The organism is Chitinophagales bacterium, assembly GCA_020636535.1.
Lineage (GTDB): Bacteria > Bacteroidota > Bacteroidia > Chitinophagales > JADIYW01 > JADJSS01.
The window spans coordinates 241,543-265,615 of sequence record JACJXT010000013.1; the positions used below are offsets into that span (position 1 = coordinate 241,543).

A 24,073-nucleotide genomic window follows, 5' to 3' on the forward strand; every position below is an offset into this window, starting at 1 on the left:
TACAATAACTATATAATTTGTTTGAGATATTTTACAAACAAACTATCTATCGTTACTTCACCAATAAACAAAAGTATCAAGAACAATTGCTAATTTGATTTTGTTATAAGAAGAAATAAATTTCGTAAATTTGAATGTAACAAGCTAAAATCAATAAAAATGAAAACATTACAAATAAAAGTTAGCGAATCAGATATTAAACGCTATAAATTAAATAATAACGAAATTAAATTTACAGATTTAGTAGAATCGATTAATAAAGAATTTGCAAGAAAAGCACTTTTAGAAAGTAATAAAATAGCTAAAGAAAATGGTCTTTCAACACTAACTTTAGAAGAAATTAATGCTGAAATTAATGCTGTAAGAAATGCAAAAAATAATTCTTGATACTAATGTTATCGTTGCAGCATTAATATCAAACTCTGTTCCTACTATGATTTTGTACGACTTAGTACTCACTCAAGAAGTAAATATATGTCTTTCAAACGAAATATATCTTGAATATTTAGCAGTATTGAATAGAGACAAATTTTCAAAATTCAGCAATTTTAAATCCAAAGCCAATATTGTTGTTAGTCAACTTTTAGATACAGCTACATTCTACGAAACAAATATAAAAATTGATATATTAACAGATACAAGTGATAATAAATTTTTAGAATTAGCTGCTGTTAGTAATGCTGATTTTTTGATAACAGGAAATACGCTCGACTTTAATTTAACCGAATTTGAATACACAAAAATAGTAACACCAAGAACATATTGGGATAATTTTAAACCTATAATTAATTAAACTATATGTTTGATGACAATCAACAACTCATAGAATGCGTACCTAATTTTTCTGAAGGAAGAAACCAATCAACTATTGATGCAATTGCTAATGCAATCATAACGACAAAAAATATAAAATTATTACATATTGATATTGGTTTTGATGCCAACAGAACTGTTTATTCGTTTGTAGGAACACCAAATGCAGTACTAGAAGCTTGTTTAAAAGCCATACAAGTTGCCTACGAATTAATTGATATGTCAACACATCATGGTACACATCCAAGAATGGGTGCTTGCGATGTCTGTCCTTTAATTCCACTACAAAATATTACCATGCAAGAAGTCGTGGTACTAAGTCGACAATTAGGAAAACGATTAGGAGATATTGAAATTCCTGTTTATTTGTACGAAAAATCTGCTACAAATATTGAAAGACAAAACTTAGCTTTTTTGAGAAAAGGCGAATATGAAGCCATCAAGAACAAACTACAAAACAGTCATTGGCTACCAGACTTTGGTCCTACTACATTCAATAAAAAATTCGGCATGATGGCACTTGGTGCAAGAGATTTTTTAATTGCATATAATATTAATTTGAATACTAAAGATATTAGTATAGCTCAATCAATTGCTAAACAAATACGAGATACTAGAGCTGGAAAAATCAACGCAGAATGGACACCAATGCTACAACATGTAAAAGCTATTGGCTGGTATATCGACGAATACGATTGCTGTCAAGTATCAACCAATATTACTAATTTTAAGAAAACACCAGTTTGTTTAGTTTATAATATTGTGAAATCAATTGCAGAAAAAGAGTTTTCCATTACTACGAATGGTAGTGAACTTATTGGCTTAATTCCCAAAGCTGCCTTAGATATGAAATACTGTATGTTTATAAAAAGTCCTATAGAAGAATTAGCACTATTACAATTTACAGTAGACGAATTAGGACTAAACAGAATACAGTCATTTAATATTAATGAAAGAGTATTAGAATTTGCTATGAAAAAGTAATTTTCTATCTATTTTTTATATTTATTCATAACTAATTACCTATCTTTACATTTATAATTATTACTTTATGAAAACCATTAATTTTTTAAGTTTAATTTGTTTTTGCTTATTTACTAGTAATGTTTTTACTCAAAATTCAACAAATCAATTTGAGAAACTTTTAGAAAAACAAGATAGTTTAATGTTAGATGCATACTATAAAAAAGACACTAAATTATATAATAAAGCATTAAAAGATTTACTAAACGAATATGATAAATTATCAAAAAATGATCAAAAATTTTATTTAGAAGACATAGGTGGTTCATACTACAATTTTGCTTGTTTATATTCATTAATTAATGACAAACCAATGGCTTTAAAGTACCTTCAAATGAGTATTGATAATGGCTATATTGATTATACAAACATTCAAGAAGACACAGATTTAGATAATATTAGAAATGAAGCTGAGTTTACAAAAATTATTACTCAATTAAAATCTGTTGGTGATTATTTGTATATCTTAAAAAATGCTTCAGAGTATAATAATGAAGACAATCGTTCTTTACCAAAATTCACTTATCAATCTAAAGATGATAGCAACTTAGTAGCACTTCGCAAAGCATTTAATTTAGATAGCATTGCAGGAAATGGTACTGATGTTTTACAAGTACTCAATCTTTTACATTGGATACACGATTTAATTCCACATGATGGTTCTAAAGGAAGTCCAATTATAAAAAATGCAGTAAGTATGATTACAGAATGCAAAAAAGAAAATAGAACACTAAATTGCAGAGGTTTGGCTACAGTACTCAATGAATGTTATTTAGCAATGGGTTTTGCTTCAAGATTAGTTACTGGTTTACCAAAAGATAGTTTAAAGATAGATATGGATTGTCATGTAATCAATGCCGTATTTATAAAATCATTAAACAAATGGGTTTGGATAGATCCAACTTTTGATGCTTTCGTAATGGATGAAAATGGCAACTTATTGAGTATAGAAGAAGTAAGAGAAAGAATAATTAACAACCAACCACTTATTTTAAATCCAGATGCTAATTGGAATAGAAGTACAGCTCAAACAAAAGAACATTATCTATATGAGTACATGGCAAAAAACTTATACATGATAGAATGTCCAGCAAGTAGCGAATACAATATGGAAACCAGAATTAATAATAAAACATATGATTATATAAAATTAGTTCCGTTAGATTATTTTGAACAAGTAAATAAAACAGAAAATCATGAAAAAAATACAAATACTACTTTTATAAAATACAACACCAATAATGCTAAACTTTTTTGGCAAGCACCATAGTAAAGTAATTTCAAATCTCTTATACTTTTTATTATCTTGGCAGATATAAATACTATTCTTCATTTGAGAGTCAATCTTGAAAAATATTCGTAGTAAAATGAAGAAATTTATCTGTCTATCACTGGCAAGTTGAAAATGACAATATTTATTTTGATTCTAATTACACAATAAAATTATAAATAAGTTTTACACACTTGCTTGTCTTGCATTTTCCCAAGCCATAAAGCGTTCTATTTCTTTATTCAATGTTTTTATAATATAATTTAATACAAAAACATCATCTAGCTTGCCAATAAAGGGTATAAAGTCTGGTATTAAATCTAAAGGACTTACAAAATAAATAGTAGCTGCTACTAATGATACTACATTAAAGTAAGAGATTTCTTTATAATCACCATACAGCCAAGCTCTCAATAATTTCAAAACAGCTAAAATACTATCTTGTATAGTGTAAAACTTATTCACTTGTGCTTCTAATTTCTCAAATCCTTTATCAATTAGTTTTGCCAAAGCACCATTATCTGCAATCAATTTTTCTGCTTGTTTAATAAAAATCGTAAAGACTTTATCTATAAATTTATTTTCCATAGTTTTAAAAATTATAATTTTCTTTTGTAATCATCATAATTAAATGATTTTAATAATTCAAATTTATTGTTGCTCCATTTTCCAATATTAGGTAAATTAATTCCATTAAAGGTAGTTGTTTTTACCATAGTATAATGTATCATATCATCAAATATAATCTTATCACCAATTTCTAATGATTGATCAAAATGCCAATTTCCCATCACATCGCCAGCCAAACAACTCATTCCACCCATTTTATAAATATATTTTCCATCACTATTGGTATTTAATATTTTTGGTTGATAAGGCATTTCTAAACAATCTGGCATATGACAAGTAAAAGAAACATCGAGCATAGCTGTAGGAATTTCTCCATTGTGTACTATATCTAAAATTGTAGACACTAAATAACCAGTTTGCCAACCAATAGCACTTCCTGGCTCTAAAATTATTTTTTCTAAATGCGGATATTCTTGCTTAAATGCTTGCAATACTTTTATTCCATACTCTACATGATAATCTTTATGTGTAATTAAATGTCCACCACCCATATTTATCCACTTCGCTTGTAGAATCAAATCGTGGAATTCTTTTTTAAAGTGTTCTAGAACATTTTCTAAAGTAAAAGCATTGTTTTCACACATCACATGAAAATGCAACCCACTAATTTTGTCTGGCAAAGTATCAGGTAAATCTTTTCGTTGAATACCTAATCTCGAATTTACAGAAGCAGGATTGTATAAGTCTGTACCAACTTCACTATACAAAGGATTTACTCTTAAACCATAGTCAATATCATCTCTAAGCTGTGTATAAAATCGCTTGTACTCACTTACACTATTAAATACTATATGTGAAGATATATCTTGAATTTTTTCAAATTCGTGTGGCACATAAACAGGACAATAAGTATGTGCTTTGCAATGCATTTCATGATATACCAACATGGCTTCGTGTAATGAACTTGCTGTTGCTCCTTTTAAATATTGTTTTAGCAAAGGAAATACATGATAAAATGAAAATCCTTTTAAAGCACATATTATTTCAACACCAGCTGCTGCTTGAAAATATTGTAACAACTTTAAATTGTTTATCAATAAATTTTCATCTAATACAAAACTCGGCAATGGTATTTTATTCCAGTCAATACTCATAATAAATTATTCCTTACAAAGAAAAGTAAATCTTAGTAAAAGTGCTTTATCTTTTTTTAACTAATTTTTTTTAAATAAAGTAAGTTTCAAATCAAAATTTGGCATAATTTTAATGCTATGTTTAATTTTTATGCAACTAAATAAAGTCTTTAATTTTTTGCTTGGTTTGCTTGTAATAAGTTTAAGTAATCCTGTAGCATTTTCACAAACTCAAACCAATAAGTCTTTTACAGAAATTAGAAAACCTAAGCAAGACTTAATTCATCCTTTATTAGATTGTGCCGATTTTAGTTCATCTACGATTAGAGAAATTCAAAATCTTGAAGACAGTTTAAAATCATACATACTTCAAAAAAAATCAAAAAAAGAAGTAAAAGAGGTGTCTATCTACTATAGAACACTAAATAATGGTCCTTGGGTTGGAATAAATGCAGACAAAAAATACTGCCCAGCTAGTTTATTAAAAGTTCCTTTTTTAATTGCAGCTTTTAAGCAACAAGAATATGATAGTAGTTTCTTAAATAAAATGGTAGAATATTATCCAGTTGATGGTGCATATATAAAGAATATAGATAATAATCAATACATGCAATTTGGCAATAAGTACTCAATATATCAACTATTGCAAGAAATGATTATTAATTCTGATAATAATGCCATGGAAATAGCAGTCAATAATATTTGGAATGATGTTTTTGAGTCTGTTTTTTATGATCTAAATATAGATTACAATGCCTACGGACCAGAAGATAGATTTATTTCTCCTAAGCAATATGCCGCTTATTTTAGAATTTTATATAATGCTACATATTTAAACCCATATATGTCTAATTTGGCTCTAGAAATATTAACTCAAGCAAAGTATCAAGATGGAATTATTGCTGGACTACCTAAAGATGTAGTAGTAGCTCACAAGTATGGAGAACGCAGTTTTATAAATTCAAAAGAGTTAGAATTGCATGATTGTGCCATTGTATATGATGATGAGCAACCTTATATTTTATGTGTAATGACTCGAGGTTATAATTTTGAGAATCAAACTAAAATTATTTCCGAAATTTCTAATATGATATATACTGCTAATCAAATTAGCAAGTTGTAGACAATTATTATTATATTAAGTTGGGAAATTTTGTAGCGAGGAGGGGAATTGAACCCCTGACCTCCGGGTTATGAATCCGACGCTCTAACCATCTGAGCTACCTCGCCATTATGGAGGCACAAAAATACAATATTTATTTAATTGCACAAACATTCCTTTTAAAATCATATTTTATTAATTTTGCACACTATGTCGCATGCTTTTAATGCATATTACAACACCGAAACTGAAACTATTACAGAAGAAGAAGTAGCATTAGATACACTACTAGATCTTGGTGCTCAACTAATTGTTTACAATGATGAAGTCAATACTTTCGATTGGGTAATTGAATCATTAGTTGCTATTTGTAAACATAGCTACGAACAAGCAGAGCAATGTGCTATGTTTATTCATTTTAAAGGTAAATATGCAGTAAAACATGGCGATGAAAAAACGCTAACTCCAATGAAAGATGCTTTACTAGATAGAGGCATTAGTGCGGCTATAGAAAAAACAGTATAATATGCCTGTTTATTTTTTAAATGACCAACTTTATTTTCCTCCAGTTGAAGATGCTGATAAAGAAGGACTATTAGCTGTTGGTGGTGATTTATCTCCTGAACGACTTTTGCTCGCTTATCAATCTGGAATTTTTCCTTGGTTTAATGAAGATGAAATTATTTTATGGTGGTCACCAAATCCTCGATTTGTATTATTTCCTAATCAATTGTACATCAGTAAAAGCATGAGAAAAATCATTAAGCAAAATGTTTTTTCTTATACCATTAATCAAAATTTTGAAGCAGTTATCAATCAATGTGCTACCATTAACAGAAAAGACCAAGAAGGCACTTGGATTACACAAGAAATGAAAAAAGCATATACAAAATTACATCAAATAGGTTATGCTCAAAGTGTAGAAGTTTGGCAAGATAACCATTTGGTTGGTGGACTCTATGGTATTTTAATTGGTAACTGTTTTTTCGGCGAGTCCATGTTTCAAACAGTAAGCAATGCAAGTAAGTTCGGATTTATACAATTTGTGCAACATTTAGAACAGTTAGGTGTTGTTATTATAGACTGTCAAATTCACACACAACATTTAGAAAGTTTAGGTGCTTCTTTTATAAATAGGAGTGAATTTATACACATACTACAAAAAAATATCCACAAATAAAAAACAATGCATGCATTTAATCTTTTACTACACCTATGTTAAAAATCACTTAACATCTATAACTTTCAAGCTATTAGATTATTCTTTATTTTCGTGCATCACAAAATAAAAAATATATTATGTCAAATTTTCAAACACCAGAAGGCGTAAAAATTACAGGAGCATATAAAGATGCATATGCTTCAATTTTAACGACTGAAGCTCTAGATTTTTTAGCACATTTACATAGAAAATTCAATTCAAGACGATTAGAATTATTACAAAACAGAGTAGAAAGGCAAAAATCTTTAGATGCTGGTGTTTTACCAGATTTTTTACCAGAAACAAAAGATATTAGAGATAGCGAGTGGACTGTAGCTTCTTGGCCAAGCGATATGAACGACAGAAGAGTAGAAATTACTGGTCCTGTTGACCGTAAAATGATAATCAATGCTTTAAATTCTGGTGCTAAAGTGTTTATGGCTGATTTTGAAGACTCTAACTCTCCTACTTGGGAAAATAATATAGACGGACAAATTAACTTAAAAGATGCAGTTAGAAAAACGATTAGCTTTACTAACGAAGCTGGAAAATCATATCAATTAAACGATAATCCTGCTACACTTTTTGTTAGACCAAGAGGTTGGCATTTATTTGAAAAGCATGTTACTATTGATGGAGAACAAGTTAGTGGTGGAATTATGGACTTTGCTTTGTATTTCTTCCATAATGTAAAAGAAAGAATGTCGCAAGGTAGTGGTATTTACTTTTACTTACCTAAAATGGAACATCACTTAGAAGCAAGATTATGGAACGATATTTTTGTAGAAGCTCAATCTATGTTGGGTATACCTAACGGAACAATTAAAGCGACGGTTTTAGTAGAAACAATTATGGCTTCTTTCCAGTTAAATGAAATTTTATTTGAACTAAAAGATCACTCTGCTGGTTTAAATTGTGGTAGATGGGATTATATCTTTTCTTATATCAAAAGACTAGTAAAAAATAATAATTTCCTAGTTCCAGACAGAGCTCAAGTTACAATGGGTGTTCATTTTATGAAATCGTATTCTGAGTTAGTCATTCAGACTTGTCATAAAAGAGGTGCATTTGCAATGGGTGGAATGGCTGCACAAATTCCAATTAAGAATGATGAAGAAGCAAACAGAATTGCTTTAGAAAAAGTAAGAGCAGATAAAGAAAGAGAAGCTAAAGCTGGACACGATGGTACTTGGGTAGCACATCCTGCATTAGTTCCTATTGCAATGGATGAATTTAATAAGTATATGCCTACACCAAATCAAATCTTTAATTTAAGAGAAGATGTACATGTAACAGCAGAAGATTTATTACAAGTTCCAGTTGGTACCATTACGATGACTGGTTTAAAAAACAATATTGATGTAGGTATTCAGTATTTAGAAGCTTGGTTAAGAGGAAATGGTTGCGTGCCAATTCACAACTTAATGGAAGATGCTGCAACAGCTGAGATTTCAAGAACGCAAGTTTGGCAATGGGTACATCATGAAGAGGCAAAGTTAGATGATGGTACTAAAGTTACGGCTGAAATGGTAAAAGACTTAATTGCTGCACAAAAACAAGCATATAAAGATGCTATGGGCGATGCTTACAACAACAGCAAATTCGATTTAGCGTCTAAAATGTTCGAAGAAATGTCATTAGACAATGAACTAAAAGAATTTTTAACTTCAGAAGCATATCAATATATAGATTAATTGGAAACAGTATAAAAAATTAAATAAACAAAATATTATAAATTAAATAAACAAATCATGGGAAATTTATCGCAAACAACTTATGCTTCTGCTTTAGACACAGTTAAAGCACTAAAAGCAAAATTCGGTAATACTTGGGACGCTATTGAACCTGAATATGCAGGTAGAATGATCGTTCAAAATCGTTTCAAAACTGGTCTTGATATTGCAAAATATACAGCTGCTATTATGCGTAAAGATATGGCAGAATATGATGCAGATTCATCAAAATACACACAATCATTAGGTTGTTGGCATGGTTTTGTTGCTCAACAAAAAATGATTGCAGTTAAAAAACATCACAAAACAACTTCAAAAAAATACCTTTATCTTTCTGGTTGGATGGTTGCTGCATTAAGATCTGAATTTGGTCCATTACCAGATCAATCTATGCACGAAAAAACTTCAGTTCCTGCACTTATCGAAGAAATTTATCAATTCTTAAAACAAGCAGATGCTGTTGAATTAAACGATTTATTTCGTCGTTTAGAAGCTGGTGAAGATGTTCAAGCTCAAATAGACAACTTTGAAACTCATGTTGTTCCTATTATTGCTGATATCGATGCTGGTTTCGGAAATCCAGAAGCTACTTACTTATTAGCTAAAAAAATGATTGAAGCTGGTGCTTGTGCTATTCAAATTGAAAACCAAGTATCTGATGTAAAACAATGTGGACACCAAGATGGTAAAGTAACTGTACCTCATGAAGAATTTCATGCAAAATTAAATGCAGTTCGTTATGCTTTCTTAGAATTAGGTATTGATGATGGTATCATTGTTGCTCGTACAGACTCAGAAGGTGCTGGTTTAACACAAACCATTCCTTATTCTCAACAAAAAGGCGATTTAGCTTCTCAATATATTAGTTTCTTAAAAACAGAAGAAATTGATATTGCTGATGCTAATGAAGATGATGTTTTGATTAAAAAAGACGGAAAATTACATCGTCCTGCTCGTTTAGCAAGTGGATTATATGAATTTGCTCCAGGTACTAACATTGATAGAGTTGTTTTAGATTGTATTACAAGTTTACAAGCTGGTGCTGATTTATTGTGGATTGAAACACCAACACCACATGTTGGACAAATTGCTGCGATGATGAATAGAGTGAAAGAAGTAATTCCTAATGCAAAATTAGTTTATAACAATTCTCCATCTTTTAACTGGACACTTAATTTCAGAAAACAAGCATTTGATGCAATGGAACAAGAAGGCAAAGATATGTCGGCTTATGTTCGTGCAGAATTAATGGATGTTAAATACGACGAAACAGAATTAGCTAAAAAAGCAGATGATATGATTCGTACTTTCCAAGCAGATGCTGCTCGTGAAGCTGGTGTATTCCATCACTTAATTACATTACCTACTTACCATACAACTGCTTTACATATGAACGATTTATCTAAAGGATATTTTGGCGATGAAGGTATGTTAGCTTATGTAAGCAATGTTCAAAGACAAGAAATTAGAAAAGGCGTTTCTTGTGTTAAACATCAAAGAATGGCTGGTTCTGACTTAGGTGATGATCACAAAGAATTTTTTGCTGGCGACCAAGCGTTAAAAGCTGGTGGTGCAAAAAATACATCAAACCAATTCTAATATTCGTAGAGCGTCTCTCGTAGAGGACGCTACTACAAAATACATTTTTAAAAAGACCTTGTATTATGCAAGGTCTTTTTTGTTTATTCTTTATTGTATTGTTTAGAGTTTCCGCTCGACAATGTCTGAAATAAATTTCTAACAGCACCAAAGTTTGGAACTTTGACAATGCTATTTTTATAAAAACTTGTATCTTGTTCCATTATTCGTTAACTTTGTTTTGTGGAAGAAATAAGAAAAATCATTTTTTATAAAAACTACTTCTATGAATTCTTTAATGAACAATCAGAGAAAGTAAAATATAAAATTGATGAAGTACTATTTATAGTTACAGTAGTTGAGCGAATTCCAACTAAATTCTTTAAGAAAATAGAAAGCGTAAAAGGTTTATATGAAATAAGAATAAAATATGAAAGCAATATTTATAGAATCTTTTGCTGTTTTGATAAAGGTAAGCTCGTAATTTTATTTAATGGATTTCAAAAAAAATCTGAAAAAACGCCTACTAAAGAAATTGAAAAAGCAATTAATATAATGAACGAATATTTTAATAAAAAAATAGAATTAAATGAATACAAAAAATAATAATATTACTACTTTTGCTGAACATCTTGACAAACAATATGGGAAAATTGGTACTGATAAAAGAACAGAGTTTGAAATTAAAGCAAAAGCATTTGCTATTGGCGAAGTAATAAAAGAAGAAAGGCGTTTAGCTAAATTAACACAAGAACAATTAGCTCAAAAAACAGGTACAAAAAAAAGTTTTATCTCTCGTATAGAAAATGGTCATAGTGATATACAGCTTTCAACTTTGTATAGACTATTAGAAATAGGTCTTGGAAAAAAAATATCATTGACAATATCATAATTATTTCAATGCTATTCTATTTTTGATGAAAATATTTTATCGCGTCGTCATTCCGTAATTTTGAGTTCCGAACATTCGGAAGAGAAATATACGGAATCTATTAATATGAAAATAGCTTCCTACTTTCGTAGGAATGACGAAAAAAGTTAGAAAAATTGTTTATGCGTACATTTTATTCATTAGACATAGCAAACATCGATTTATTCAAAGAAAAATTACTACAAATTAGTAAGCAGTTTAGTGATGTATGTATATTAGAAAGCAATAACTATCCACACTATCCATATACGCATTTTGGAAATTTTATAGCACTCGATAGCTTACAAGTTTTTTCTTGCAAAAACAAAGGTTTAGACGACTTACAACAATTCATCAATCAAACTAATGATTGGCTTTTTGGTTATATTGCCTACGATGTAAAAAACGAAATTGAACCTATTTTATCGTCTACTAATTTCGATGGCATTTCTGCAGACAACATCAACTTTTTTCAACCAAAATATTTAATTAGTATAGAAAAAGACAAAGTGCTTTGTGGTGTAATTTCAGAGTATCACTACGAAGAATTTATAGCACTTATCAATCAAAATATTTACAATGATGATACTATTGCGACTAATAAAATTGTACTTCAATCAAAAGTAGATAAACAATTATATATTAATACAATAAATACTATTAAAAAAGAAATACAAATTGGCAATATATACGAAATGAATTATTGCATGGAATGGTTTGCAGACTATATCAACATCAATCCAGAAAATATATTTAAACAACTTAACCAAATTTCACAAGCACCATTTACCGCTTATTATAAATCGAAAGAAATTTATATGTTGTGTGCAAGTCCAGAACGATTTTTAAAAAAGCACAACGACATACTCATTACACAACCAATAAAAGGTACAAGAAAACGAAGTAAAGATTTAAATGAAGATGAACAACTGAAACAAGAATTAGAACAACACAGTAAAGAAAGAGCAGAAAATATTATGATCGTCGATTTAGTACGAAATGACTTATCTAAAATTGCCAATAAAAGTACCGTTACAGTAGAAGAATTGTGTAAAATATATTCGTTTGAGCAAGTGCATCAAATGATATCTACCGTAACAGCTGAAGTAGACAATAGTGTTTCATTTACTGAAATAATAAAAGCTATGTTTCCGATGGGAAGTATGACTGGTGCTCCAAAAATTGCAGCAATGCAAATTATAGAACAATTGGAAAAAACCAAGCGAGGCATTTATTCTGGAACGATTGGTTACATTACACCAAAAGGCAATTTCGATTTTAATGTAGTAATTCGTGGTATTATTTATAACAGTAAAAATAAATATTTGTCAATTCAAACAGGCAGTGCTATAACCATAGACAGCATAGCAGAAAACGAATATGAAGAATGTCTACTTAAAGCCAAAGCAATGATGAGTGCGCTAACTGAGTAACAAGATTATTAGAGTCAAGATATTTAGATGTTAGATTTTTTAGCAGTTATTACTAATTAATAAATATTTATACAATATTAAAATCGAGTTGGGGAATTGTAATTGATTTAAATATTGATGTACTAAACAATACTATACCAAAATCTACAGATATTATATTGGTCAATAATATCTATTTAAGAATTGATGATACTATTTACAAATATCGATATCCAAATCTAGACTATATTAAAAAATCAAAAATCCTAACAATTTTCAAAATATCTCACCACTATAAAAAAAATAGTAATTTTGAAACCAATGGCAAAAAGAATTGGCTTTAAAACATCTCGCTTAGAAGAAGAAAGAAACCGAAAAGATGATGGTTTTGGTACTAATGCAACCAACAACAGAGTTAGAATGATTCGTGCTGATGGCAGTTTTAATGTGCGTCGTAAAGGGCAGTCGTTTGGTGCATGGTTTAATATTTTTCATCGACTAACAACTATGAAAGCACTTCCTTTTATAGCTATTGTTGCTTTTACCTACTTTATAGTAAATCTATTATTTGCTATGATATACTATATTATTGGTACAGAATTTCTGAATGGCATTCAATCGCAAACAAATTATATTCATCCATTTTGGAGTGCTTTTTTCTTTAGTAGCCAAACTTTAACAACAGTTGGCTACGGACATATCAGTCCAATTGGAATGATAACCAATGGTGTTGCAGCTGTAGAATCTTTACTTGGGTTGATGATGTTTGCAATTATTACAGGTTTATTATACGGAAGATTTAGCAGACCTACACCAAAAATAAAATTCAGTAACAACATTATAATTGCACCTTATTTAGATATTAATGGTTTGATGTTTCGATTAATCAACGAACGCAACAATCAACTAATTAATGTAAAAGCAGATGTTTCACTTTCTAGAAATGAAGTAGATAGCAATGGAAAAACGAGTAGAAAATACTACAATTTATCATTAGAACGAGAACTCATTAAATTTTTTGCTACGAGTTGGACAGTAGTACATCCAATAACAGAAGACAGTCCATTGTATCAAGCAACACCAAAAAGCATTGCCGAATCAGATACAGAGATTCTTATTGCTATTGAAGGCATCAACGATACTTATGCAGATCCTGTACATGTAAGAATGTCGTATTTGTATAAAGAGTTTTTATGGAGCAAAAAGTTTGTTCCTATTTTATCAGACGAAGACAATACTTACATTGTAGACATCAACAAAATAGACGACATGATAGATGCACCATTAAATAGTTATTGATGTAATACTTTCACGAGGTGATGTTTCATTACAGTATAATAATAAATAGATGCTGAAACGAGTTCAGTATGGCAGTCAAATGACTAGCATCTAACTTAAAAAAGTCCAGTAAAAACTAGCAATACTTTGCTCAATACTAAAAATTACAAGTAATCTTACGACTTAAAACGCTGTTGCTATTCCATATTCTTAATAATGGCATCGCCAAACTCAGAACATTTTAATAGTGTAGCATTGTCCATTAGTCGTTCAAAATCGTAAGTAACTGTTTTTGCTTCTATCGATTTTTCTATACCTTTTGTAATGAGTTTTCCTGCTTCTTGCCAGCCCATATAATCTAGCATCATTACACCAGACAATATTACAGAACTTGGATTTACTTTATCTAAGTTAGCATATTTTGGTGCAGTACCATGCGTAGCTTCGAAAATTGCCATTCCAGTAATATAATTAATATTAGCACCAGGAGCAATACCAATACCTCCAACTAAAGCAGCTAAAGCATCAGAAATATAATCGCCATTTAAGTTAAGTGTAGCAATTACATCATATTCGCTTGGTCTTAATATAATTTGTTGTAAGAAATTATCTGCAATAGCATCTTTTACTAGAATTTTGCCTTCGCTCATTGCTTTTTTCTGAGCATCATTAGCTGCATCAATACCATCTTCTGCTAAAATTTCATCGTATTGAGCCCAAGTAAATACTTTATCGCCAAACTCTCTTGCAGCTAATTGATAACCCCATTCTTTAAATTTACCTTCTGTAAACTTCATGATATTACCTTTGTGAACTAGTGTAACACTTTTTCTGCCTTGAGCAATAGCATATTCAATAGCAGCTCTAATTAATCTTTCAGAACCTTCTAAAGAAACAGGTTTTATACCAATAGATGATGTTTCTGGAAATCTAATTTTATCAGAAACACCCATATCGTTAATGATGAATTCTACAATTTTTTTTGCATCAGCAGTTCCTTGTAGCCATTCAATACCAGCATAAATATCTTCGGTATTTTCTCTAAAAATAACCATATCTACTTGTTCTGGCACTTTAAAGTTAGATGGAACACCATTAAAATATCTCACAGGACGAACACAAGCATACAAATCTAATAACTGACGCAAAGCCACATTCAAAGAACGAATTCCTCCACCAACTGGCGTAGTTAAAGGTCCTTTTATTGCTACTAAATGTTCTTTTATTGCTACCAAAGTTTCTTCAGGCAACCATTCTCCAGTTTGCTTATACGCTTTTTCTCCAGTTAAAACTTCTTTCCATTCAATTTTTCTTTCGCCACCATACGCTTTTTCTACTGCTGCATCAAATACTTTTACCGATGCACTCCAAATATCTGGACCAATACCATCACCTTCTATAAATGGAATAATAGGATTGTTCGGAACTTGAAGTTGTCCATTCTGCATGCTAATTTTCTCTGCCATATAAATATATTTTATTTGTTAATACTAAAAATCGAAAATCTGTACAAAGATACACATTCTCTAATGTATTAACACAAAGTTTACAAAAAATGTTCCGTTAAAAATTATTATTTACCCAATGCAGCTAATTGCTTTATGTTTTCTAGCACTATAACAATGTCTTGTTTTATTTTTTCAACATCAGGTAAATTGTATTGTCTGCTTACTTCGTCGTATTTAAACCTTACATTTTGTTGTAGCTGTTCTACTTCTGTTTGTATTTTATAAGAAATATCGGTAACAATTCGCCTTCCTTCTTCTTGAGTATAATCGTTATTCTGAATTAAATCTTCAGTCAATTCTTTTAACTTATCTTGTAGTAACGACAAAGCACCGACTACATTATACAATTGATTTTCAAATTTACTCATACTTCAAAGATAAATGCTATTCATTAAATTGGCATTAAGTGAATGATAAAAAACAAAAAAAAGATATAATAGGTACAATTTTGTATCTTTGAATTTATGTCTGTAAACAAACGATGGATTTACTTAGAAGCTGATGAAAATAAAGTGGCACACTTACAGGAAGTACTAAAAATTAATCCAATTTTATGTAAATTATTGGTTTTAAGAGGAATAACTACTTTTGAAGAAGCAGAAAACTTTTTCAGACCAAAACTAGAACAATTACACAATCCATTCTTAATGAAAGATATGGATAAAGCGATAGATAGAATTGAAAAAGCAATGACTAATAATGAGAAAGTTCTTATTTATGGCGATTATGATGTAGATGGCACAACTTCTGTTGCTTTAGTATATTCTTATTTTATTAATACATATACTAATTTAGAATATTATATTCCTGATAGATATACAGAAGGTTATGGAATTTCCTTGCAAGGAATTGATTACGCAGCTGAGAATAATTTCTCATTGATTATTGCATTGGATTGTGGCATTAAAGCAAGGGAACAAGTAGATTATGCTAAAAGCAAAAACATAGATTTTATTATTTGTGACCATCACTTACCAGACGAAACTTTACCTAATGCAGTAGCTATTTTAAATCCTAAGCAAAAAGACTGTACTTATCCTTATAAAGATTTAAGTGGTTGTGGTATTGGTTTTAAACTAGCACAAGCATACGCAGAAAAACATCAGTTAGATAAAACCAATTTGAATAATCAATTAGATTTAGTCGCAACAAGTATTGCTTCTGATTTAGTACCTATTACTGGCGAAAATAGAATTTTAGCAAAATTTGGTGTAGAACAAGTCAATAAAGCACCAAGAGCAGGAATTAAAGCTTTACTAAAAGAGTTAAAACTCAACAGAAAACTAGAAATTTCTGATTTGGTATTTATTATTGGTCCTAGAATAAATGCTGCTGGAAGAATTGCTCATGGTTCGGAAGCAGTTGAACTGTTAATAGCCAAAAATTTGACAGAAGCGTTTACCAAAATAAAAAAAGTACAACAAAACAATGACAATAGAAAAGAAATGGACAAATCTATTACAGATGAAGCATTTGCCATTCTAAAAAACAACGACACTTATAAAAACAGAAAATCTACGGTATTATATCAAGAGCATTGGCACAAAGGCGTTATTGGTATTGTAGCATCAAGGTTGATAGAAAAATACCATAAGCCAACTGTAATTTTAGCAGCATCAAACGGAAAAGCAGTTGGTAGTGCTAGGTCAGTTCCTGGTTTTGATTTACATGATGCTATTGAACAATGTGCCGACTTGCTAGAAAAATTTGGTGGACATAAATACGCTGCTGGTTTAACTATCGAAATTGAAAATATTCCTGCTTTTATAGAAAAGTTTGAAAATATTGTTGCTAGTAATATCAAAGATGAAATGCTCATCACGCCAATAGAAATTGATGCCGAAATAGAACTGTCAGACATCAACGAAAAGTTTTTTAATATTATACAACAAATGGCTCCTTTTGGACCACAAAATATGCAACCTACCTTTGTTACTAAAAATGTATACGATACAGGTTTTAGCAAAATCGTAAAAAAAGAACATTTAAAAATAAGTATTATGAAAGATGCCGATAATCCTATTAATGGCATAGGTTTTGGTATGGCATACTTATATAAAAATATAATTCAACAAAAAGATACTTTTGATATTTGCTATCACTTGTGTAAGAATAGTTGGAACGGACAAGAAAAAATAGAATTACGCATAAAAGATATTCAGTAGTGAAATTAATTGCATCACATTTAGTAAAAATATACAATAGCAGAAAAGTAGTTAATGATGTTTCTCTAGAAGTCAATCAAGGAGAAATTGTAGGATTACTAGGGCCAAATGGTGCAGGAAAAACCACTTCTTTTTATATGACAACAGGTTTAGTAAAACCAGATAGTGGCAAAGTATATCTAAACGAACAAGATATTTCTACTATGGCAATGTATAAAAGAGCTAAATTAGGTATTGGTTATTTACCACAAGAAAACTCAGTATTTCGTTCACTTTCTGTCGAAGACAATATAAAAGCTATTTTAGAATTTAGACCAATAAGCAAGCAAGCACAAAAAGATAAACTAGAAGATTTATTAAATGAATTTGGCTTAACACACATTAGAAAAACCAAAGGCAAATTACTTTCTGGTGGTGAAAGACGAAGAACAGAAATTGCAAGAGCATTAGCTTCCGATCCAAAATTTATTTTGTTAGATGAACCTTTCGCAGGAATTGATCCAATTGCAGTAGAAGACATACAATACATTGTAGCCAAACTAAAGTTTAAAAATATTGGTATACTAATTACCGACCATAATGTACAAGAAACACTGTCTATTACAGATAGAGCATATTTAATGTTTGAAGGAAAATTACTAAAACAAGGCACAGCAGAAGAGCTTGCTAGCGATGAACAAGTTAAAAAAGTATATTTAGGAGAACAGTTTGAACTCAAACGAAAACAAATTAATCTAGACAACAGATAAACTTTTTTAGAAACGACTTTCAATAAATTTAGAGCTAAACAATGCAAAAGAATAAAGCTGTTTAGAATACTATTTTAGTATAAATACAAGAATAGCATACACTACAAAATAGTTAATAACACTTGTTTTTAAGTTTTTGGTTTGATTTTTGACAATATCAATTCTAAAAACAGATATTTGCAGCATGAAAAATATATTTTTGATTGGACTTGTGCTTTTTACATCACTATTTGCTAAAGCACAAAACATAGATGGAAAATGGAGAGGCACATTCATAATGTATGTTCATAATGTATTTGAAGTAGAAATGGATTTAAAGAAACTACCTGGCGATATTTTTTCTGCTCAACTAAAAATTACCGATGGTACATATAAAGGCACTTATCAAATAAGTGGAAATATTTGCAACGGAAAGAACCTAGAAATTACTGCCATTATTCTATTAAAAGAAAGTGGTGGTTCAAATTGGATTGATTGTTTAAATGGTACTTGGGATTTAAGCGACGACCAAAATGTATTGTCCTTTGTAGATAACTGGAAAACTGCCAACAACGGAAACTATAGCAAATGTAAAATTCGTTTTGTACAAAGCGATATGTTTCAGTGTTTGCGTTCTGCCTACTTATATAAAGTAAACTACGAGCAACAAATTAATGCATTCGACAATCTTTGGAATAAATATGAAAAACTAGCCAAAGAAAAACCAGAAAAAGTAAAAGAAACTTATATTGTAGAAAAAACAGAAGCTAAAAAACCAGTTATTGCTACATATAAAGATGTAGCCAATAGAACTGTAGAAGCCAAAAATTCTATAGAAGTTACTAGTAAAACTATTACAATTGAATATTGGGATAGATTTAATGTCGATGGCGATTCAATTTCGCTATACTTAAATGATGTGCCAATTTTAGAAGAAGTAGAATTAAGAAAAACAAAAAATAGTATTACTGTTGATTTACAAGATGGCGAAAACTTCTTGATTTTACATGCATTAAACTTAGGAACAGAACCACCCAATACAGCATCAATTACTATTAAAGATGGAAAAAAAATACAAAATGTAATGCTTTATTCTGATATGCAAAAAAGTGGTGCATTAAAAATAACACTCAAAAAGTAGCTTTGCTAAAATAAACTTAAACTAGAACATTGGCATTTTCAATAAAATATTGTATCTTTGTGGCTCAAATTTTTAAAAGATGAAAAAAGACATACATCCTAAAGAATATAGAACAGTAGTATTTAAAGATTTTTCTTGCGATTATACTTTTTTAGGCAAATCATGTGCTGCAACTAAAGATACGATTACTTGGGAAGACGGTAACGAATATCCACTAGTAAAATTAGAAATCTCTAATATGTCACATCCATATTATACAGGAAAAATGAAATTTGTTGATACTGCTGGTAGAATTGACAAATTCAATAAAAAATACGCTAAGAAAAAATAATTTTCGTCTAGCAAAGTATAAGTCCCAATTTTTGTTGGGACTTTTTTTATTTTTACACCATGCAATTCCAAAACATCGTTTTATTTGATGCTCATCAATGGCAACAAATGCTTCCACTTTCGTTCATGCGTTCTGTAGCCGATTGCAGAATTGGCATCTTAACCATTAAAGAAAAATATGAACATTACTTCAAACAAGACATTGGTATACTTACGCAAAACTATCTTCAAGCAAAATATAAATTAGAAGAAAAATCAAGTACTACAATATATATTAACAGTGCAATAGTTCCAAATTTAGATTACTTACAACAGCTAGAAACCATACAAAAAAACATAGTGTATGTTAATCAAAATCAAGAAATATTATTTTTTATTTCAGATGATGATTATACTTCGCTAGAAGCACTCAATCACTCAATTAACTCATTACAAAAAAACAATTACAATAAAAATATTACTATTCTTAATTTTCCATGGGATATTTTTTCGTACAATCACCAAGCCATTCATAATGATATTGAATTAATGCAACTACAACCAAATGCAGATGCTTTATCAACTACTAATAATATTGCAGGACACAATAATATTTATGTTGGAGAAAATGTACAAGCAGATTTTAGTACCATTAATGCTACCAAAGGAAAAGTTTTTATAGGCAATCATGCAACCATTATGGAAGGCAGTTTAATTCGTGGCAGTTTTGCTTTATGTCATGATGCAACACTAAAAATGGGTGCTAAAATTTACGAAGCCACTACCATTGGACCACATTGCAAAGTTGGCGGAGAAATTAGCAACAGTGTAATTTTTGGTTATAGCAACAAAGCACACGATGGTTACTTAGGCAATAGTGTGCTTGCAGAATGGTGCAACTTAGGTGCAGATACCAACAACTCTAACTTAAAAAACAACTATAGCAAAGTAAAAGCATATAGCTATACAAGTAATAATTACATCAATACCAATTTACAATTTTGCGGATTGATTATGGCAGACCATAGCAAAGCAGCTATTAACACTGCATTTAATACAGGAACCGTTGTAGGTGTATTTGCAAACATTTTTGACGCTGGACTAACACCAAAACACATTCCTAATTTTGCTTGGGGAAATAGTGCTAAGTTTGAATTAAACAAAGCCATAGAAGTAGCGACCAAAGTAATGCAACGAAGAAATATTGATTTATCCAACATAGAACATAAAATAATAGAATATTTATATAATATTTAGTTATTCGTTATTAAACCACTTGTTATTAGGTCAATATAATTATTAACCTAAGTTCGGTTTTAAAAACACCCAAAAATATTATAAGTGCTTGATTTATATTGTACTCGTTGCATATCTTAGTAACTTAATAAGTGCCTAGCACTTCAACCTTAATAGAAAATTCATAAAATACAGCGTAGTTGTATCAGCTTTAATATCTGTTTAAATCTAAATTATTGATAAACAGTATTTTACAATAACTTTTAAACCGAACTCAGATTATTAGTTATCGTCATTACAAATTTTGTGAAGCATGAACAAAAATGTGACAATCTATATTGGTATAATATAGCTTCGTAAACTCAATATGACGGTTGAAAGTAAGAGATAGCGTCGTCCTACTTCCTCGCTAGAACAAAATGTATTAGTACTAAATAATGAATAGAATCAGAGTTAAAGTAATCGTAATTATCATTTTCTAACAAATGCATTCATTTATATCTAAAAATGGTTATCTTTGCCAACCAAATTTATTGGTGTTCTTTAAAATATAAATGGACTCGTAGCATAACTGGATAGTGCACTAGATTACGGCTCTAGAGGTTGGGGGTTCGACTCCCTCCGAGTTCATTTTTTTTATTTTTTCATACCACTAGATAAATTCAGCAATTAAAATATTATTAAATGAGTTGAAAATCATACGAAATTATTTTTTTTTCGTATCTTCGCACTCCGAAAAATAGGTAAATTATGTACGCAGTTGTAGAAATAGGTGGTCATCAATACAAAGTAGCAACAAAAAAAGAGTTGTATGTGTATAACTTAGGTGGCAACGCTGGAGATAAAGTTGTTTTTGATAAAGTATTGATGCTGTCATCTGATGCTGGAGTTCAAGTAGGAACACCAACTGTAAGTGGTGCAGCAATTAGTGCTACTATACAAGAACATCTTAAAGATGATAAAGTAATCGTTTTCAAGAAAAAAAGAAGAAAAGGATATAAAGTAAAAAATGGTTTCCGTCAGTCTTTAACTAAAATAGTGGTAGATAGCATTGCTACAGATGGAAGTATTAAAAGCGAAGCTAAACCAGCTAAAAAAGCTACTCCAAAAGTAGAAAAGAAAACAGAAGAAGCAGTAGTTGCTAAAGCGGAAGCTCCTAAAAAATCTACTAAAAAAGCAGATAGTGGCGACGATTTAACTAAGATTGAAGGTATTGGTCCTAAAATTGCAGGTTTATTTGTTGATGCTGGTATTGATTCGTTTGCTAAATTAGCTACTGCAGATGTAGAACAATTAAAAGCAATTTTAGAAGAAGCTGGTAGCAGATACAAAATGCACGATCCAACTACTTGGCCTCAACAAGCTGATTTAGCAGCTAATGGTAAATGGGACGAGTTAAAAGTGCTTCAAGATGAATTAAATGGTGGAAGACCTGAATAATAAAACAGATTATAAACTATAAAAAATATAAATCATGGCTCATAAGAAAGGTGTCGGTAGTTCGAAAAACGGTAGAGAATCACATAGTAAACGATTAGGTGTTAAAAAATTTGGTGGCGAAGCAGTTATTGCTGGTAACATCATCATCAGACAAAGAGGCACTAAATATCATCCAGGAAATGGCGTTGGTATTGGAAAAGACCACACTATTTTTGCTTTGGTAGATGGAAGTGTAATCTTTAAAAAAGGAAATAAAGACAGAACTTTTGTACATGTAGAAGCTTAATATCTATTGTACTAAAAAAACATACAGCCACTTCATTAAAAGAAGTGGCTTTTTTAATTTAAGCAAAATAAAAATCTCATGAAAAAATATAGTCTACTCATTATACTACTGTTTACTTATGCTATAGGTTTTACACATCAAAATATATCAAAACCTATTGAAATTCCTTTTACACTAACGCCAAATGGTCATATTATGATTAAAGCAACCGTTAATGGTGTTGAAGGCAATTTTGTTTTTGATACTGGTGCTGGATTAAATATGGTAACTAAAAAGTTTGCAGACAAAGTAGGTAATTTAGAACCAACCAATCATTTTCATACTGGACACAGAGCTACTGGCGAAGCTTTAGAAACAGATTTATGGATTGCAAATACTTTAGCTATTAATGACTTTATGGTAGCATCATCTATTTTTTCTGTATTTGATGTTGATTTTCCTTTAGATGGTTTGATTTCACTAACACCTTTTATAGATCAACCAATTACTATAGATTTTGAAAACAAAAAATTAGTGATTGAAAGTAAAAAATCGTTTAAGCGTATTGTTAGCAATGAAGAATTTGAAATGCCTTTACTCATTGCTAATGACAAAGATATTGTTATTGATATTGCTACAACTGTAAAGCTAAATGATACGCTTCTTTTAAATGTTAATTTAGATAGTGGTGCTGGTTTTGATGTATATCGTTTTAGTTCAAGATATATGAAAACACTTAACATAGACAAAAACACAGTAAAAAGTATTTATAAACCAAGTGATTTTAAACCTGAAGAAGGTAATACTTACTACACTACTACCCTATCAAAAATGACAGATATTAACCAGAATACTAGTGTTAATGATTTTAAAGTTACTTTTATAGATGGTCTAATTTACGAAGGCATTACTAGTATTAATTGGATTGGCAAAAAAATGACCATCGATATTCAAAATAAAAGATTGTGTGTAAAGCAATAATTTTTAAGGTCTTATATCATTAATTAGTCGTATTTTTTATTTGGATTTCTCTTTTGATGAAAGACTATTGTTTTTGAGCTTTACCAAAAGAAAAGTGCGTAAAACCTTAATCTTATTAACCATTTATTTCTAAAGATAAAAAGCTTGGCATAGTTACGCCTCTTTTTCTACAAAAACAGATTCCGAAATATGCCTTTTCGTAGACAGGCAAGTTAGGAAAGAATTAGTCAAAACGCTTCTCCATCCTAAATTCATTCCTGTATCTTTTTGTTATAAA

25 protein-coding genes and 2 tRNA genes are annotated in these 24,073 nt (G+C 30.1%); 22 read left to right on the forward strand and 5 right to left on the reverse strand.

From position 1 onward, the window contains the following. Nucleotides 1-159: 159 nt before the first annotated feature. The 4 genes from H6553_13245 to H6553_13260 all read left to right on the forward strand — a co-directional run bounded on the left by H6553_13245 (nucleotide 160) and on the right by H6553_13260 (nucleotide 3,106). On the forward strand, nucleotides 160-387 hold the full coding sequence (locus H6553_13245; GenBank protein ID MCB9034799.1) for a hypothetical protein: 228 nt from the start codon (nucleotides 160-162) through the stop codon (nucleotides 385-387). Beyond that, nucleotides 368-793: a putative toxin-antitoxin system toxin component, PIN family gene (locus tag H6553_13250; GenBank protein MCB9034800.1), complete on the forward strand. Its 426-nt coding sequence runs from the start codon at nucleotides 368-370 to the stop codon at nucleotides 791-793. Before H6553_13245 ends, H6553_13250 begins: the two co-directional genes overlap by 20 nt. A 5-nt stretch (nucleotides 794-798) precedes the next feature. Continuing rightward, nucleotides 799-1,797, forward strand: a complete 999-nt coding sequence (gene ftcD, locus H6553_13255; protein ID MCB9034801.1) for a glutamate formimidoyltransferase — start codon at nucleotides 799-801, stop codon at nucleotides 1,795-1,797. Between the two features lie 67 nt (nucleotides 1,798-1,864). Next, entirely contained in the window at nucleotides 1,865-3,106 is a 1,242-nt protein-coding gene (locus tag H6553_13260; protein ID MCB9034802.1) for a transglutaminase domain-containing protein, read from the forward strand. A 186-nt stretch (nucleotides 3,107-3,292) separates the two neighbouring features. On the opposite strand, the gene H6553_13265 is transcribed toward H6553_13260, so the two are convergent. Both H6553_13265 and nspC read right to left on the reverse strand, forming a co-directional pair. Continuing rightward, complete coding sequence (locus tag H6553_13265) at nucleotides 3,293-3,694, reverse strand: DUF1232 domain-containing protein (protein ID MCB9034803.1); 402 nt, start codon at nucleotides 3,692-3,694, stop codon at nucleotides 3,293-3,295. Between the two features lie 11 nt (nucleotides 3,695-3,705). After that, nucleotides 3,706-4,830 carry a carboxynorspermidine decarboxylase gene (gene nspC / locus H6553_13270; GenBank protein MCB9034804.1) on the reverse strand — a complete coding sequence of 375 codons (1,125 nt, stop codon included), beginning with the start codon at nucleotides 4,828-4,830 and terminating at the stop codon, nucleotides 3,706-3,708. A gap of 166 nt (nucleotides 4,831-4,996) precedes the next feature. Here nspC and H6553_13275 point away from each other — a divergent pair, with 166 nt between their 5' ends. Beyond that, entirely contained in the window at nucleotides 4,997-5,932 is a 936-nt protein-coding gene (locus tag H6553_13275) for a serine hydrolase (GenBank protein ID MCB9034805.1), read from the forward strand. 33 nt (nucleotides 5,933-5,965) lie between these two features. Here the strand turns inward: H6553_13275 and H6553_13280 are convergent. Beyond that, a tRNA-Met gene (locus H6553_13280) sits at nucleotides 5,966-6,039 on the reverse strand. Nucleotides 6,040-6,121: 82 nt separating this feature from the next. On the opposite strand from H6553_13280, the gene H6553_13285 reads away from it, so the two are divergent. From H6553_13285 to H6553_13320, 8 genes are all read left to right on the forward strand, one after another. Further along, nucleotides 6,122-6,436, forward strand: coding sequence for an ATP-dependent Clp protease adaptor ClpS (locus H6553_13285; protein MCB9034806.1), 315 nt, complete (start codon nucleotides 6,122-6,124; stop codon nucleotides 6,434-6,436). A gap of 1 nt (nucleotide 6,437) precedes the next feature. Further along, the gene (locus H6553_13290) at nucleotides 6,438-7,091 is read left to right on the forward strand and encodes a leucyl/phenylalanyl-tRNA--protein transferase (protein ID MCB9034807.1); all 654 of its coding nucleotides are present in this window, start codon (nucleotides 6,438-6,440) and stop codon (nucleotides 7,089-7,091) included. A 119-nt stretch (nucleotides 7,092-7,210) separates the two neighbouring features. Beyond that, on the forward strand, nucleotides 7,211-8,806 hold the full coding sequence (gene aceB, locus H6553_13295) for a malate synthase A (protein ID MCB9034808.1): 1,596 nt from the start codon (nucleotides 7,211-7,213) through the stop codon (nucleotides 8,804-8,806). A 57-nt stretch (nucleotides 8,807-8,863) separates the two neighbouring features. Continuing rightward, complete coding sequence (locus H6553_13300) at nucleotides 8,864-10,444, forward strand: isocitrate lyase (protein MCB9034809.1); 1,581 nt, start codon at nucleotides 8,864-8,866, stop codon at nucleotides 10,442-10,444. Nucleotides 10,445-10,666: 222 nt separating this feature from the next. After that, complete coding sequence (locus H6553_13305; protein ID MCB9034810.1) at nucleotides 10,667-11,029, forward strand: type II toxin-antitoxin system RelE/ParE family toxin; 363 nt, start codon at nucleotides 10,667-10,669, stop codon at nucleotides 11,027-11,029. After that, nucleotides 11,013-11,315, forward strand: a complete 303-nt coding sequence (locus H6553_13310) for a helix-turn-helix transcriptional regulator (GenBank protein ID MCB9034811.1) — start codon at nucleotides 11,013-11,015, stop codon at nucleotides 11,313-11,315. The genes H6553_13305 and H6553_13310 overlap by 17 nt, the downstream gene beginning before the upstream one ends. Nucleotides 11,316-11,476: 161 nt before the next feature. Further along, nucleotides 11,477-12,766, forward strand: coding sequence for an anthranilate synthase component I family protein (locus tag H6553_13315; GenBank protein ID MCB9034812.1), 1,290 nt, complete (start codon nucleotides 11,477-11,479; stop codon nucleotides 12,764-12,766). A gap of 312 nt (nucleotides 12,767-13,078) precedes the next feature. Continuing rightward, nucleotides 13,079-14,044: a potassium transporter gene (locus H6553_13320; GenBank protein ID MCB9034813.1), complete on the forward strand. Its 966-nt coding sequence runs from the start codon at nucleotides 13,079-13,081 to the stop codon at nucleotides 14,042-14,044. 176 nt (nucleotides 14,045-14,220) lie between these two features. Here H6553_13320 and icd read toward each other — a convergent pair whose 3' ends face one another. Both icd and H6553_13330 read right to left on the reverse strand, forming a co-directional pair. Beyond that, nucleotides 14,221-15,489: an NADP-dependent isocitrate dehydrogenase gene (gene icd, locus H6553_13325; GenBank protein ID MCB9034814.1), complete on the reverse strand. Its 1,269-nt coding sequence runs from the start codon at nucleotides 15,487-15,489 to the stop codon at nucleotides 14,221-14,223. A 107-nt stretch (nucleotides 15,490-15,596) separates the two neighbouring features. Further along, the gene (locus tag H6553_13330) at nucleotides 15,597-15,899 is read right to left on the reverse strand and encodes a hypothetical protein (protein MCB9034815.1); all 303 of its coding nucleotides are present in this window, start codon (nucleotides 15,897-15,899) and stop codon (nucleotides 15,597-15,599) included. 96 nt (nucleotides 15,900-15,995) lie between these two features. Between H6553_13330 and recJ the strand changes: the two genes are divergently transcribed. From recJ to H6553_13375, 9 genes are all read left to right on the forward strand, one after another. Next, nucleotides 15,996-17,696, forward strand: a complete 1,701-nt coding sequence (gene recJ / locus H6553_13335) for a single-stranded-DNA-specific exonuclease RecJ (GenBank protein ID MCB9034816.1) — start codon at nucleotides 15,996-15,998, stop codon at nucleotides 17,694-17,696. Beyond that, the gene (lptB, locus tag H6553_13340; protein ID MCB9034817.1) at nucleotides 17,696-18,445 is read left to right on the forward strand and encodes an LPS export ABC transporter ATP-binding protein; all 750 of its coding nucleotides are present in this window, start codon (nucleotides 17,696-17,698) and stop codon (nucleotides 18,443-18,445) included. Before recJ ends, lptB begins: the two co-directional genes overlap by 1 nt. A gap of 184 nt (nucleotides 18,446-18,629) precedes the next feature. Then, entirely contained in the window at nucleotides 18,630-19,565 is a 936-nt protein-coding gene (locus H6553_13345; protein ID MCB9034818.1) for a hypothetical protein, read from the forward strand. Nucleotides 19,566-19,644: 79 nt separating this feature from the next. After that, nucleotides 19,645-19,896 (forward strand): type B 50S ribosomal protein L31, encoded by a 252-nt coding sequence (locus H6553_13350; protein MCB9034819.1) that lies wholly within the window; start codon nucleotides 19,645-19,647, stop codon nucleotides 19,894-19,896. A 59-nt stretch (nucleotides 19,897-19,955) separates the two neighbouring features. After that, nucleotides 19,956-21,131, forward strand: a complete 1,176-nt coding sequence (locus H6553_13355; GenBank protein ID MCB9034820.1) for a glucose-1-phosphate thymidylyltransferase — start codon at nucleotides 19,956-19,958, stop codon at nucleotides 21,129-21,131. 535 nt (nucleotides 21,132-21,666) lie between these two features. After that, nucleotides 21,667-21,740, forward strand: a tRNA-Arg gene (locus H6553_13360). Between the two features lie 120 nt (nucleotides 21,741-21,860). After that, nucleotides 21,861-22,550: a 50S ribosomal protein L21 gene (gene rplU / locus H6553_13365; GenBank protein ID MCB9034821.1), complete on the forward strand. Its 690-nt coding sequence runs from the start codon at nucleotides 21,861-21,863 to the stop codon at nucleotides 22,548-22,550. A gap of 34 nt (nucleotides 22,551-22,584) precedes the next feature. Then, the gene (gene rpmA / locus H6553_13370) at nucleotides 22,585-22,836 is read left to right on the forward strand and encodes a 50S ribosomal protein L27 (GenBank protein ID MCB9034822.1); all 252 of its coding nucleotides are present in this window, start codon (nucleotides 22,585-22,587) and stop codon (nucleotides 22,834-22,836) included. 78 nt (nucleotides 22,837-22,914) lie between these two features. Then, nucleotides 22,915-23,796, forward strand: coding sequence for a retropepsin-like domain-containing protein (locus H6553_13375; protein MCB9034823.1), 882 nt, complete (start codon nucleotides 22,915-22,917; stop codon nucleotides 23,794-23,796). The last annotated feature ends 277 nt before the right edge of the window (nucleotides 23,797-24,073 follow it).